The 13,152-nt window shown below is 51.9% G+C and carries 17 protein-coding genes; 9 read left to right on the top strand and 8 right to left on the bottom strand.

What is annotated here, in order from left to right:
* Positions 1-50: 50 nt before the first annotated feature.
* Positions 51-707 carry a metal-dependent transcriptional regulator gene (locus tag PED39_07845; protein WII07494.1) on the bottom strand — a complete coding sequence of 219 codons (657 nt, stop codon included), beginning with the start codon at positions 705-707 and terminating at the stop codon, positions 51-53.
* 103 nt (positions 708-810) lie between these two features.
* Entirely contained in the window at positions 811-2,097 is a 1,287-nt protein-coding gene (locus PED39_07840) for a serine hydroxymethyltransferase (GenBank protein ID WII07493.1), read from the bottom strand.
* A 191-nt stretch (positions 2,098-2,288) separates the two neighbouring features.
* Here PED39_07840 and ribB point away from each other — a divergent pair, with 191 nt between their 5' ends.
* The 4 genes from ribB to ribH are packed head-to-tail and all read left to right on the top strand — an operon-like array spanning position 2,289 to position 4,306.
* The gene (gene ribB / locus PED39_07835) at positions 2,289-2,996 is read left to right on the top strand and encodes a 3,4-dihydroxy-2-butanone-4-phosphate synthase (GenBank protein WII07492.1); all 708 of its coding nucleotides are present in this window, start codon (positions 2,289-2,291) and stop codon (positions 2,994-2,996) included.
* Position 2,997: 1 nt separating this feature from the next.
* Positions 2,998-3,423 carry an FAD synthase gene (locus tag PED39_07830; GenBank protein WII07491.1) on the top strand — a complete coding sequence of 142 codons (426 nt, stop codon included), beginning with the start codon at positions 2,998-3,000 and terminating at the stop codon, positions 3,421-3,423.
* Complete coding sequence (gene ribC, locus PED39_07825; protein WII07490.1) at positions 3,420-3,890, top strand: riboflavin synthase; 471 nt, start codon at positions 3,420-3,422, stop codon at positions 3,888-3,890. The genes PED39_07830 and ribC overlap by 4 nt, the downstream gene beginning before the upstream one ends.
* Before the next feature lie 5 nt (positions 3,891-3,895).
* Positions 3,896-4,306: a 6,7-dimethyl-8-ribityllumazine synthase gene (gene ribH, locus PED39_07820; GenBank protein WII07489.1), complete on the top strand. Its 411-nt coding sequence runs from the start codon at positions 3,896-3,898 to the stop codon at positions 4,304-4,306.
* A 54-nt stretch (positions 4,307-4,360) separates the two neighbouring features.
* Here the strand turns inward: ribH and PED39_07815 are convergent, their stop codons facing one another.
* Positions 4,361-4,762 (bottom strand): hypothetical protein, encoded by a 402-nt coding sequence (locus PED39_07815; GenBank protein ID WII07488.1) that lies wholly within the window; start codon positions 4,760-4,762, stop codon positions 4,361-4,363.
* A 258-nt stretch (positions 4,763-5,020) separates the two neighbouring features.
* Between PED39_07815 and PED39_07810 the strand changes: the two genes are divergently transcribed.
* Positions 5,021-5,581, top strand: a complete 561-nt coding sequence (locus PED39_07810; protein WII07487.1) for a manganese efflux pump MntP family protein — start codon at positions 5,021-5,023, stop codon at positions 5,579-5,581.
* Here the strand turns inward: PED39_07810 and PED39_07805 are convergent.
* Positions 5,567-6,571: a hypothetical protein gene (locus tag PED39_07805; protein ID WII07486.1), complete on the bottom strand. Its 1,005-nt coding sequence runs from the start codon at positions 6,569-6,571 to the stop codon at positions 5,567-5,569. The two genes, PED39_07810 and PED39_07805, sit on opposite strands and share 15 nt — an antisense overlap.
* A 90-nt stretch (positions 6,572-6,661) precedes the next feature.
* A complete protein-coding gene (locus PED39_07800) occupies positions 6,662-7,876 on the bottom strand; it encodes an FprA family A-type flavoprotein (protein WII07485.1) in 1,215 nt (404 codons plus the stop codon).
* 88 nt (positions 7,877-7,964) lie between these two features.
* Between PED39_07800 and PED39_07795 the strand changes: the two genes are divergently transcribed.
* From PED39_07795 to PED39_07785, 3 genes are read left to right on the top strand one after another with little or no spacing between them, the layout of a single operon-like run.
* A complete protein-coding gene (locus PED39_07795) occupies positions 7,965-8,780 on the top strand; it encodes an EFR1 family ferrodoxin (protein ID WII07484.1) in 816 nt (271 codons plus the stop codon).
* 4 nt (positions 8,781-8,784) lie between these two features.
* A complete protein-coding gene (locus PED39_07790) occupies positions 8,785-9,174 on the top strand; it encodes a hypothetical protein (protein ID WII07483.1) in 390 nt (129 codons plus the stop codon).
* 52 nt (positions 9,175-9,226) lie between these two features.
* Positions 9,227-9,706 carry a DUF308 domain-containing protein gene (locus tag PED39_07785; GenBank protein WII07482.1) on the top strand — a complete coding sequence of 160 codons (480 nt, stop codon included), beginning with the start codon at positions 9,227-9,229 and terminating at the stop codon, positions 9,704-9,706.
* Between the two features lie 49 nt (positions 9,707-9,755).
* Here the strand turns inward: PED39_07785 and PED39_07780 are convergent, their stop codons facing one another.
* The gene (locus tag PED39_07780; protein ID WII07481.1) at positions 9,756-10,640 is read right to left on the bottom strand and encodes a hypothetical protein; all 885 of its coding nucleotides are present in this window, start codon (positions 10,638-10,640) and stop codon (positions 9,756-9,758) included.
* Between the two features lie 44 nt (positions 10,641-10,684).
* Between PED39_07780 and PED39_07775 the strand changes: the two genes are divergently transcribed.
* Positions 10,685-11,245, top strand: a complete 561-nt coding sequence (locus PED39_07775; GenBank protein WII07480.1) for a hypothetical protein — start codon at positions 10,685-10,687, stop codon at positions 11,243-11,245.
* A 57-nt stretch (positions 11,246-11,302) separates the two neighbouring features.
* Here the strand turns inward: PED39_07775 and PED39_07770 are convergent, their stop codons facing one another.
* Together PED39_07770 and PED39_07765 are read right to left on the bottom strand one after the other, a co-directional pair.
* A complete protein-coding gene (locus PED39_07770; protein WII07479.1) occupies positions 11,303-11,584 on the bottom strand; it encodes a peptidylprolyl isomerase in 282 nt (93 codons plus the stop codon).
* Positions 11,585-11,609: 25 nt separating this feature from the next.
* The gene (locus PED39_07765) at positions 11,610-13,145 is read right to left on the bottom strand and encodes a hypothetical protein (protein WII07478.1); all 1,536 of its coding nucleotides are present in this window, start codon (positions 13,143-13,145) and stop codon (positions 11,610-11,612) included.
* Between the last annotated feature and the right edge of the window lie 7 nt (positions 13,146-13,152).

The following is a 13,152-nucleotide window of genomic DNA, read 5'->3' as shown; positions in this document are numbered from 1 at the left end:
GCTGATTTCGCTAAAATAAAAGCTATCAGCTAAAGCTAGATAAAATCGGATCAGACCACGTCTACGAAAACCGCAGAAGCAAGGTCGTAACTCAGGGCGATCATGTTGTCGCCGATTTTCACGACCCTGTCGCCGCCGTCCTGCAGTATCGATTCGATCTTGATTTCTCTTCCTGGAACGAATCCGATAGAGTTGAGCCTGCGGATGGTCTCGCTGTCTTCGCTCTTGATGTATGCGATGGATCCGGCCTTGTTCTTCGCCATCTTGTTCAACTGGACGATATTGGTGGATCCCTGACTGTAGCGCTTGCAGGGCTCGGAGCAGTAGGCGCAGTCCTCATCGACAGGGTTGCCGATCATGTTGCAGATCCTGATGCTGGTGTTGTCAGATATGGAATGCTCTATCTTGTGGGCCTCGTCGTGAGCATCCTGATGATCCATTCCGAGACAATCTGTCAGAAGGTGCTCGATGACATGGTGCTTTTTACGGAGCTGACGGGCAACGGTCGCTCCCTCTTCGGAAAGGCGGATGCCCTTGTATCTCTCGTAGATGACCAGGCCGTCGTTGGCCAATGTCTTGGTCATCTCGGTGACGCTCGCGGGGGAAACGTTCATGAACGAGGCAAGCTCGGTAGTCTTGACGTTCCTGTCGCCATCGCTCAGCCTCAGGATGCTGATGAGGTAGTCCTCGCGGTTGTCAGATGTCATCGTAGCCTGTATGGGCTTGGCATTATTAAAAAAAGCACTCTGAATTCCAAAGACTGACTGAATGATAAGTCCAGGCAGGGGCTCCCTGCCTGGTTTGATGGTTTCAGAAGTCCACGAGGTCGTGGTAGCTGTATGCAGGCTCGCCCGCATTGAAGCAGTACTGGATGGTGGTGAAGTTCTTCTTGAGCTCCTTGACGTCCTCCTTCACCTTCGCGGGATCCTCTTTCTTCTTGACGACCCTGGCGATGAGTTCGGCGACCTCCATCATCTCGCTCTCCTTCATTCCGAGACGGGTCATCTCCTGTGATCCGAGCCTCAGTCCTGACGGGTTGACGGCGCTGGTGTCCTTGGGGAGCATGTTCTTGTTACAGATCAGGTTGGCATCCTCGAGGAGCTGGGCGCACTTCTTTCCACCGCCGAATTCAGACACGTCGACGGCGATTGCGTGGGATCTAGTGAATCCGTGGTCCGGGCACAGTACAGGTACTCCGAGCTCGTAGAGGGCCTCACCGAGAGTACGTGCGTTCTTGCATGCCTGTGCTGCGTAATCCTTCGCGAAGACCTCCATCTCTGCAAGCGTGATTCCCAAAGCGGCCATCGCATGGAGGTGGTGGCTGGAGGTGACTCCGGGGAATGCTGCGTGCTGAAGCTTGCTCTGCTCCTCCTCAGTGATGTTCTGGCCCAGGAGGATTCCGTGGTTAGGTCCGGGGAACGTCTTGTGGGTGGAAGCGGAGATGATGTTGACTCCTTCCTTGAAGGGGTCCTGGAATTTCTTTCCGGCTATGAGTCCGAGGACGTGCGCGCAGTCCTCCCAAACGAGGCAGTCGATCTCGTTGAACGTGTCCTCGAGCTCTTTGAGCGGTGGGGGGAACAGGAAGACGGAGAGACCGAACTGTGCGACCTTGGGCTTGGCTGCCTTGAGCACCTTGATGGTTCCGTCGACATCCAGGTTCATGTCGTACTCGTTCCACGGGTAGTTGACCGAGTGAACTCCCCTCTGTCCGAAAGCACCGAATTCGCAAGTGGAGATGTGCGCACCCTGGTCCAGAGAGCAGGTTGTTATGATATCTCCAGGCTTGGCGAATGCCATGAGGACCGCCATGTTTGCGACCGTACCGGATATAGGCCTGACGTCAGCGAATCCACACTCAAACACCTTCTTGGCCAGTTCGAGCACTCTCAGTTCTACCTTGTCAACGTAGATGTTTCCCTGATAGTAGCGCTTGCCAGGTAGGCCTTCTGCGTACCTGTCTGCGAAGTCTGAGATCAGCATCTCCTTTGCCAGAGGGCTCATCAGGTTCTCGGATGCGATCATGGGGATGCACTCCTCGAACCACTTGTTGTGGGCCTTGACGTTGTTTCTGATGAATTTGGCGTCCTCTAGTGCCATGTTATCGTCTGACCGTATTGAGGTGGGGATAATAACTAACTTCCGTTTAAATAAGGTCCAGAACAGCTCCGTTTTGTCAGCTATTGTCGAACATTTATCAAAAAATGAGTAGATTTGAATTATTCTACCAAAATAATTGTAGATGCCCACCCTATATTAAAGCCTCCAAAGATTCAAACCGTAGTGTTCATATGGAATTCGAGAGTATCCTTGAGGATATCAGAAAAGGAAAACCGATCCTCGTCTACGATTTCGACGATAGGGAGAGGGAATGCGACCTCACAGTCGCCTCACAGTTCGTGACCCCTGAGATCATCCAGATGATGAGGAAGGATGCAGGAGGGCTCATATGCGTGACGACGCCCTACAAGACCGCGATGGATGTGGGGCTGCCCTTCATGTCCGACGTTTATTGGGACGATTGCGAGAAGTACCCGCTCCTCAGGGCTATGGCGCCTACGGACATCCCCTATGACAGGACCAAGTCGTCCTTCGGTCTGACGATCAACCACAGGAAGACCTATACGGGAATCACAGACAAGGACCGTGCCTTGACCGCCAGTGAGTACGCCAACATCCTGTTCTCCGGAAAACCCATCGAGGAAATAAAGAAGGAGATCGGAGTGAACTTCAGGGCACCGGGGCACATCCACCTCCTGAATACCTCGGAGAAGATCCTCGAGTCCCGTTTCGGCCACACTGAACTGTGCACCGCCCTGATGTACATGGCGGGAGTGAAGCCGTCTGCAACCATCTGTGAGATGATGGGGGACGATTTCGGCTCGAGACCCAAGGCCAGTGTCAAGGAATATGCGGACGCCCATGGAATCCAGATCATCGATGGCGATGAGGTCATCGAGAAGTGGAAAGAGTTCAAGAAGGATCATCCGGAGCTTTGAAATGACAAGAGTAATGGCCTCAGGAGTGTTCGATCTCATTCATCCGGGTCACATATCATACCTCAACCAGGCCAAGGCCATGGGAGATCACCTGACGGTGGTCGTCGCCAGCGACTCCACGGTGAGGAAGAACAAGCATGAGCCTGTGACCCCCGAGGCTATGAGGGCGATGATAGTCGGTTCTCTGAAGCCTGTCGATGAGGCCATCGTCGGCGGTCAGGGCGACATATTCGAAACCGTCGCCAAGGTGAAGCCGGACGTCATAGTCCTTGGATATGACCAGAGGTTCGACGAGAAGGATCTCCAGGCCCAGCTCGAATCCAAAGGTATGGGGAACATAAAGGTCGTGAGGGCCAACGAGTGCGCCGACGACCTCAACGCCACCAGGCGCATTGTCGCCAAGATAAGGGAGATGGGTTCCCAATGAAGATCATCGGCATCGCGGACACCACGTTCGCAAGGTACGATATGGGGCACTCAGCCATAGACGAGCTGCAGCATGCAGGCACTGGTTTCAGGATCGTAAGGTACACTGTGCCCGGTGTGAAGGATCTGCCTGTCGCATGCAAGAAGCTCATCGAGGAGCAGAATTGCGATATCGTCATGGCCCTGGGAATGCCTGGGCCGATGCAGAAGGACAAGATGTGCGCACACGAGGCCTCTACAGGCCTGATTCGTGCGCAGCTGATGACGAACAAGCACATCATAGAGGTCTTCGTCCATGAGGACGAGGCCAAGGATGACGCGGAGCTAGCCTTCCTTGCAGACAGTAGGGCCAGGGAGCACGCGCTCAACGTTTACGATCTACTGTTCCGCCCCGAGAGTCTGACGAAGAGGGCAGGTACAGGTCTTAGGCAGGGATTCGCCGACAAAGGTCCCGTTAGATATAGGTGATAGAGATGAAAAAGTACAAGATCGGAGCAGTGATCGCTGAGTTCAACTACGAGGTCACATCGCTCATGCTGGAGAGGGCCAAGGCCGAGGCGGATTTCCTGGGAGTCGAGATCACTAAGCAGATCAAGGTCCCCGGATGCTTCGAGATCCCTATGGCGACGAAGAAGCTCCTGGAGATGAAGGACATCGATGCTGTCATCACGCTCGGTGCAGTCATCACCGGAGAGACCAAGCACGATGAGGTCGTGATCTCACAGGCATCAAGGAAGATCATGGATCTCGGACTGGAGTACGGAAAGCCCGTCGGATTCGGTGTCACCGGACCCGGAATGACCGAGCTCCAGGCAATGGACAGGATCGAGAAGGGCAGAGATGTCGTCGATGCTGTCGTGAAGATGCTCCAGAGACTGGAGTGAAAACATTAATTCCCCGGTTTTTCCGGGGAGATTATTCTTTTTTGATTTGCGGATTTACATCCTGGGTTGACGGCCGTCGCATACGGCTATCTTAACCACATCGATGACGCTGGACAGCGCTACACCGGTACTCATGGCGATCGATACGCAGCCCTTTCCGTGAAGGTACATGTCGATGATCGTCTTGACATTGCTATCCTCGGTGTCGATGCTCTTGGGGTTGAACCTCCGGGGTCCGTTCTGCCAAGAACGTGTTTTGCATTTCGGGCACCTCATAGGCGTCCTAGTAGTGCGGGAGAACCAAGTGTGTCCGCAAACGAAACAGCTGTAGGATGTGGATTCGCCGTACCAGTGATAAGTGCCGCAGTGAGGGCACCTTGCAGGCATGTCAATTCCGCTTGTCCATTCATGCCCGCACCTTCCGCAGCGTTTCTCTGTCAGTTCCTTCGCTTGCATATCTCACACCATTGGATTATACATCCAACATCATTTCCAAGTATATAATGAAAATGTACGCTGGTGGCAAAAAGAGAATTATCCAAGGCAAATTTTGAAGAAAAATATTCATCTATTGGATATCCAACGATGGATAAAATTGCTGATAATGGCGGTGACATTTTCCTATTTTATATTGTCTTTTTTCATTACGGTTCGTCATATTCTTGACGAGTTTTCTCCGACAATCAATTAATTATAACCTCTCCATTTCGGCCTATGGACCTACTCACGGTGACCCTAATCGGTATCGGGCTCGCTATGGATGCCTTCGCCGTCTCCATCTGCAAAGGGCTCGCTATGAGGAAGCCGAAGGCCTCTTCTGTGATCATCATAGGTTTCTGGTTCGGATTCTTCCAGTTCATCATGCCGATAATCGGCTATTGCCTTGGAGAATCGTTATATTCATACATCTCCGAGGTCGATCACTGGATCGCATTCGGATTGCTCATATTGATCGGTCTCAACATGATCCGTGAATCGATGTCGTTGGACGAAGAGAAGATCGACGACAGCTTAGGTTTCAGGATAATGTTGCTGTTGGCCATCGCCACGAGCATAGATGCATTGGCTGTTGGGATATCTTTGGCCATGGACGGTTCAGACATCCTGATGGATGCCGTGCTGATCGGAGTGATTACCTTCTTCATATCGGCAGCCGGAGTCAAGCTGGGCAGCGTGGTCGGCGATCGTTACAGCAGCAAGGCGGAGCTCTTCGGCGGAATAATACTGATCGTGATAGGCACGAAGATACTGTTGGAGCACTTAGGCTTCCTTTGACAGGTCGTTCCCATCCTTATCCAGAAGCAGGAATTTCCTTGCGTAATCCTCAACAGCCTGGTCAAGGTCGTAGCCTTCCTTCTCTGAAGACACGAGGTCGTGGAGCTTCTGAAGCAGGCTGACATCCTCCAGGGAATCGATGAGCTCGGTCATCCAGTACTCCAGCTCATACATGTTCTCGTCATTCCAGTGCCTGAAGATACGGGTGATGTGCTCATCGGAGAAATCCTTTGACAGGGTCAGATACTTCTGCCTGAGGAGGTCCGAGAGATGCAGCTTGAGGTTGTCATCCTCTATGTACGTGTCCGGGTTGTAGTGGAAGTCCTCCAAGGCCTCCTCTATGATGTCACATACCGTACGGAAGTTGCGGCCGTAAACAAGGATCCTTCCGATCAGTTTGGATATGATCGTGCTGTAGACATCATCATCGTTCTCCAGAGTTCCTCCCTGGATGGCGATCCTGAAGATCCTGTAGGTCGTGATGTAGAATATTCCCCTTGTAGGCGCTTCGCACTTCAGTGAGAATTCCGTGGAGATTGAATCGATGTATTCGCGAGGGTTGAATTCGATGAATTCCGTTTCCTTCAGGTACATGATCTCCATTATGCTCTTGCACACGGGGATGATGTACGCATCGATGAAGCGTACGTCCTGGAGGAGCTCGAGCCCTTTCTTCCAGTCTATGTGGGCCTTACCATCCTCTCCGAGCTTCGCGAATACGAATCCGCGGGTGAAGAACATATCCGCGTCCGGTTCCTCTGCTTCGGTGATGATCTCTTCGATCATATCAAGGGCCTTCTCAGCACTGATGTCGGCCGTATCGAGGATTTTCTTGTAGTCTTCCTCGTATGGCTTGTTGAGAAGATACGCCATAGAATTGGTCCTGGACCTGTACGTACGCTTCTCGCACTCCTCGCAGACGTAGTAGCCTGCCTCGTCGGAGTTGATGGCTCCACCACAGTAGGGGCAGAGTCTTATGCTAAAGGCCATGTGATGAGGATTCACCGCCCGCTATAATAGGGTTGCTGGTGAATTCTGTACCAACCCAATTAATGTTAAGCTATGTGCTTAACTTGAAGGTCACTGCATGGAGGCAACTATGTCCGCTGCCAACTTCTCCAAATCGGGAATCTGTTCCGGTTTCATCGATGATTTTATCACGAAAGTTTCCCCGACCTTGATCATGTCTTTCATGGCCAGCAGTCTTTCCTCGATGATCTTGGGAGATTGAGGCGCCCATGATCCGTTACCGATTACCGAGAACTTCCTGTTCTGGACGGTCATAATATCCATGTCCTCGAGGACTGCGGACATCGTAGGGTGCAGATTGTTGTTGTACGTGGGAGCGGCAAGGACGATGTTGCTGAACCTGAAGGCATCGCCTACTACATAGGACGGGTGCGTTCTGGTGACATCGTACATGTTCACCTTCTTGACACCCTTGCCTTTGAGGAGTATCGCCAGGCGTTCAGCTACTGCAGCTGTGTTGCCATACATCGATGTGTAGGCGATGACCACGCCCTTCTCCTCCGGCTCGTAGGAGCTCCAGATGAAGTACTTCTCCATGATGTATCCGATGTGCTCCCCTCTCCAGATAGGTCCGTGGAGCGGGCACACCATATCGATGGGGACGCCATCCAGCTTTCCGAACACCGCTTGGACCTTGGAACCGTACTTTCCTACGATATTGGCGTAGTATCTCCTGGCTTCGTTGAGGTAATCTTTGTCAAAATCCACCTCATCGGCATACAATGCGCCTGAGAGCGTCTTGAAAGTTCCGAAGGCATCGGCAGAGAATAGGATCTTGTCAGTCTTGTCGTAGGCGAACATGACCTCTGGCCAGTGCACCATGACCGCGAATATGAACCTGAGCGTGTGCTTTCCGAGGCAGAGTTCTTCCCCCTCTTTGACCTCCAGCTTGTTCTTCGGACTGAGCTGGTAGAAGTTCTGGAGCATGTCGAAGGTCTTGCTGTTGCCGACGACCGTTACGTCAGGATACGTCTCCAGCACCTGGACGATGGCAGCGCCGTGATCGGGTTCCATATGGTCGATCACAAGGTAGTCCAGCGGTCTGCCGCCAAGGACGTGGCGCAGGTTCTTCCAGAACTTGGATGCTATGGATGCATCGCAGGTGTCCATAAGACAGGTTTTCTCATCCATTATCACGTACGAGTTGTACGACACACCTTCTGGTATGGGGAAGGAGCCCTCGAACAGTCCTGCTGTTCTATCGTCTCCGCCTATCCAGTATATGTCGTCCTTGATCTTGATCTCATTCTCGTTCGCGATTGCCATGCTCCCGTCATCGTTTTCTTAATAAAAAGTACTTCTTGGCGGGCCAGGATGACCGCATGGTTATATCCGATGACCCTATAGTACGTTCATGATTTTCGTCTTCTCCGGGACAGGCAACTCGTACCACGCGGCAAAGCGCATAGCAGCGGCTTTCAAGACCGACATGGTGGACATCGCAGCCGCAGTCAGATACAAGCGCAACTTCTACAATGCTGAGGGCGGCGATGTGGGATTCGTGTTCCCAACTTATTTCGCAGGTCTGCCGACGGTGATGGAGGAGTTCCTCCAGACAGTTGAGATCAGGAACCCTGGTTACGTGTACTGCATCTCCACCTGCGCAGGTGGATCCGGAAGGGCATGTGACCAGGCTCAGGAAGTCCTCGGCAAGAAGGTGAAGATCGATGCATGCTTCGATGTCCTGATGCCTGAGAACGCGGTGTTCTACGAGGATGTGCCCAGCAAGGAGGAGGCCAAGGAGATCAATGATGCAGCCGACAAGAAGATCGACAGCATCATAGAGTCCATCAGAAAGAAGGAGAAGGGCGATTTCCGCACGATGGCATCCCAAGAAGGCTTCGAGGAGGCCAGGGAGGCGTATGAGGCGCTCAGGGACACCGAGGGATTCTGGGTCGACGAGAACTGTATCGAGTGCAGGATATGCGAGAACGTATGTCCGGAGCAGGTCATCAAGGTATACCACAGGAAGCCTGTATGGGACGAGGCGCAGTGTTCTTTGTGCATGAGTTGTCTTAACATGTGCCCCAAGAAGGCTCTCCACTTCGGTGAGAGCACAAAGGGACGCGGAAGATACTTCCACCCGGAGTACTACATGTGGAGCCTCGGGGTGAACCCGCCTTACAAGCATGAAGATTTCGAGAAGTATGATAACGGGATGAGGTACTGATAGCATGGCAGTTTTGGGATTCACAACGGTCGGAAGCTTGCTGAAGGACCAGTCAGAACTGGTCAAGGCCAAAGACATAGAGGCCTTCGGAGTCATGGTCATAGATGATGCCGAGGGAAAGCACGATGTCATCAAGACTAGCAACGCACAGCTCCACCTCTTTATGCAGCTCAAGAGGGGCAACGTCACCCACATGCTCTTCCAGTCTGCGGAGCAGGTCGACATCTTCTTCGCAAACATCGAGGCATACTACGGGAAGGAGAAGGCAGACGGCATCATGGAGAACGTGAAATACATGTCTCTGGGGGATGCAAGATCAGCGCTCGAGTCCCGCGGTATCAAGGATATAACCGACTCGCAGACCTTCGAAGATGCTGTTTCATCCGTAAATTAAGTCAGTCAGATTATTAACCAGTAATTCCATTCAGGGTTCAGAGGTAATTCTAATGGAAGTTATTGCCTACCAGGACAAGACAACTGCGATGATCTACTCAGCTCTGATGATCATCGTCGGTCTCTTGTTCGTTCTGAATAAGGATCTGGCCCTCTCCTGGGGATTCATCATCGCAGGAGTATTCCTGATCATTGCGGGAATCATCCCCATGATTGCGGCCAAGAGCATTGATCTGATGGGACTCATCATGATCGTGCTTGGAATAATCTTGATTGCTGCTCCTCAACTCTTCGCAGGCATCACGGTTCTGCTCATCGGAATCATCGCAATCCTGCTGGGAGTCGTGTGGATCTACGGTGCTTCTACCAACCCTGACGGCAAGGCAAGAACCATCGGCATCATCGTCGGTATCGTCATTCTCGTTGCAGGTATCGCAACCTTCATGGGCAATGACTTCGTGTTCATCGTCTTCGGTATCCTGCTCATCGTTGCAGGTATCATGAACATTGCCGGTGTGACAAAGAGCAGTTGAAATCCTTTACCGGCCCAACGGCCGGTCATATCTTTTTTAGAATTGGATTTCAAAAGAACAGGCGCTCTATGAGACCTTTGAGCCCATTGTCGTAATGCCTAGGAGTGAATTCGACTCCAGTTGCACCCTCTTTATCTTTGATCTTCTTGAGCAGCCCATCTTCATATGTCTGCTGCCTTGCGATGTGTAGATTCATCGTATGGATGGACCAGACGGCAAAAATGAATGCATAGATGGTGAGGGTCACCACTATGAGTATGAGATGGGGCCAGAGCTTTCTGCGCTTAATACCGGTCTCCATCGGTTCCACTTCGAGGTCGTACTTCATCAATTCCGACCATACGGTTGTGTATTCGCACTGCAGACGGTCATGCTTGCGGATACAGACGAATACGTAGGATCCCCCGATGCAGAGCAGTATCGTTACGGAGAAGGAGATTATGCTGGAAGCCGTCGCGACCACTTCTGTAGTCAAAGAATTGATGCTGAGGAAGAATGCCTGTAGGGAGTTGATTACCAGTATGAGGAGGAACAATGCACCGAAGGCCCTGGAGAGCACTTCTGCCTTGTTGTTGACCATCTCCTCGCCGATTTCTTCCAGCCTGGCGGTTTCATGCCCGTAGGATTTCGCATATTCCGTCAGGGACAGCGTCCATTCGGTATCACGCAGCTGGTGTTTGTAATAGCTTTCCACCATCCTGAAGACGACAAACGCCTCCAGGATGCCCAAGAACAGGATGATTCCTGCAAAATCATTACCGTCTATCACGATGTCTCCGATATCCAGCAGGATCATGAAAAGAAGTAGGAAACCGATGACGGACATAGGAACGATGGCGACAACCAGAAATACGCTACCTACACGCATGATCTTGTCTTTCTCGGTACGCCTCATGATGCAGGTAAGGAATCTGTCAGCGGCCTCGTTTCCCATATTCGAGCAATCGTTTTTATCGATAAAAATAGTTCGTAGTGACGATGTTCAGTCTCGAGAGCAAGGATGAAAAAAGGCTCAGAAGCATGAAGCCACCAAAGATTCTGTTCTTCAGTCAGCTGTTGCTGTTCCTCATCCTGTTCCGTTACGCTATCAACTTCCTGTTCATCACGTATCCTGAGGATGTCGGGATGTTCAAGCTGATCCTCAATTTCCTGAACATAGGATATATGACGATCATGGGAATTCTGGCGGTTGAAGCGCTCCTAGGATTGACATCGGCGAAGCCCCAGTCTTGGCGTAAGGTTGTCAGATCGGCATTGATCATGACGCTGAGCGCGATATTCGTAGAGGTCCTGAAGTACTTCGAATTGTACATGTCCTCATTAAATTTCGGTCTGCTGATCTCCGTAGCAATGACGGTGATGGTGCTGCTGATAATGTTCCTCCCGCATGTCAGGAGATTCTACATACCGTCAGAGATGGATGTCCCTCCAGTGAAGGATTGGATCATGTTTATCTTCGATAGGCCGATCGTCACCGCCGAGACATACAGATTCACATACGATGTGGACCAGATAGCAGAGGCTGAATCGGAACAATGATATGTTCAGATCATGAGGTCTGATGATAGAAAGACCGGCCTTATGGCCGGAAGATGATCATTTCTGATCGTTTATCATTATGATATGGTAGCCGAATTCCGTCTTGACGGGTCCGACGACCTGGCCTTTCTGTCCTTCGAAGCATGCCTTCTCGAACTCGGGGACCATCTCGCCTTTGCCGAACCATCCCAGGTTGCCACCCTTGGACTTGCTGGGGCACTTGGAGAATCTCTTCGCCAGTCCCGCGAAGTCCTCGCCCTTGGAAAGGCGAATCATGATTCCTTCTGCGTCCCTGGCGTTGGATACCAGTATGTGTGATGCATTGACTGATTTGACCATGATGCATGCATCCCCTTCTAGTATATCAGGGCGACGGGATGATTTCGGTCAGCTTCTTGTCGACATGGCCGACGATCCACCAGACGGGCTTCATGGCTGAGGCGCAGCTGCTGCCGTGTGAGCATACCGAGAAGTACTTGACCTCGGTGAACAGCGATTCAACCACGCGGACGAAGTTCTCCTCTCCGTTGTCTATGAGGAATTGGCGCACATCATCGTCACCGAGCTTGGGGCTCACCAGATCCGATTTGGTCGCGACGACTGCGAAAGGAACGTCAGTGACGGTGCCGGGACCGATGTTCCTGATGGTTGTGTAGATGTAATGGAAGCAGTCGAAGACGTCGTGGGGCATCTCCCTCTTGACCTCCCTGTTAAAGGACATGGGATCGAATGTGAAGATGAATCCGTTGGTGTAGTTGTAGTACTCCTCGAAGATGACCTTGTTGACCGAGGGCTGGAATTCGACTCCGGAGATATCGTTGAAGATGATCTCCCTGTCCTGCAGTCCTAGGGACCTCAGGAATATGACTTGTGAATCCTGCTCTCCGGGGACGGTCCTCGGAGCGTAGTCCTTGGCTGCTATGGCATCCTTGGACAGTCCCGCTGACGGGCTGTCCACGGTTATGTCCACGATCCTGGCGTTATGCGTTATCGTCTCGACGGCAGCCAGCATGAGCGAGGTCTTCCCGGTTCCTGTTCCCCCTATGAAGGAGATGGTTATGGGCAGTGCCTCTCTTGTCTGGATTTGCTTCCTGCAGTGGGGGCAGAGCGTAGTGAGGTTGCCTCTCTTTCCGCTCTCGCATGATATGTCATGGCCTTTGTTGCAGGTGTGATACTTGTACCCATAGATGTTAGGAACAGGATAATCCAGCAGCAATCCGCATCTGCATTTCACGATAGGCCTGTCGAAGGCCATCTTACAGTGGGGGCAGACACCGTACTCGGTGTTCTTCTTGTACTCCTTCTCCTCCTTCTTGGCGTAGGTGTTGATCTTCGACGAGATCACCATCTTCGCTACCAGGAATGGGATGATGAGATAGATCGAGATCATGATCGACCAGGGCAGGTATATGAATATGGGCAGTATCGGCAGTATGACCAACGGTTTGGACTTGTTCCAAGCTCCGATGATGAGTCCCCAGGGCTGAAGCACGCACTTGAGGAGCGCACGGGGCCTGTGGGTCCAGAGGTACTGCGCCGGGTTGGTGTCGCCGCTGCAGTCATTTATCGACTTGGACATGAAACCGAACGTGGCTAGAATGAATCCGAAGAGGATCATGACCATCTTGATGTAGAACGCTACACCGCCGAGGCCAGGCACATAGCCCAATAAGGTGTCCAAGACAGTTTCGTAAAGGCCTTTCTCCATCGATAAGGAATCGATAAGTGCCTTGGTCAGATCTATGCCCAGATTGTCCAGGCCCATAGGCGCGAATATGAAGATATGTATGCTGTGGTCCCCTACCACATAGTTCTGCAGCGTCAGAAAGAAGCAGAGTCCAGCATACACGAGTGCAATTGCTGAGACGACCGATGAGATCGTCTTGTTCATCCCATTCATGCGTTCT

It is taken from the genome of Methanomassiliicoccales archaeon LGM-RCC1, assembly GCA_030168575.1.
Taxonomy (GTDB): domain Archaea; phylum Thermoplasmatota; class Thermoplasmata; order Methanomassiliicoccales; family Methanomethylophilaceae; genus Methanoprimaticola.
This window is presented reverse-complemented; position numbering and strand designations above follow the sequence as displayed.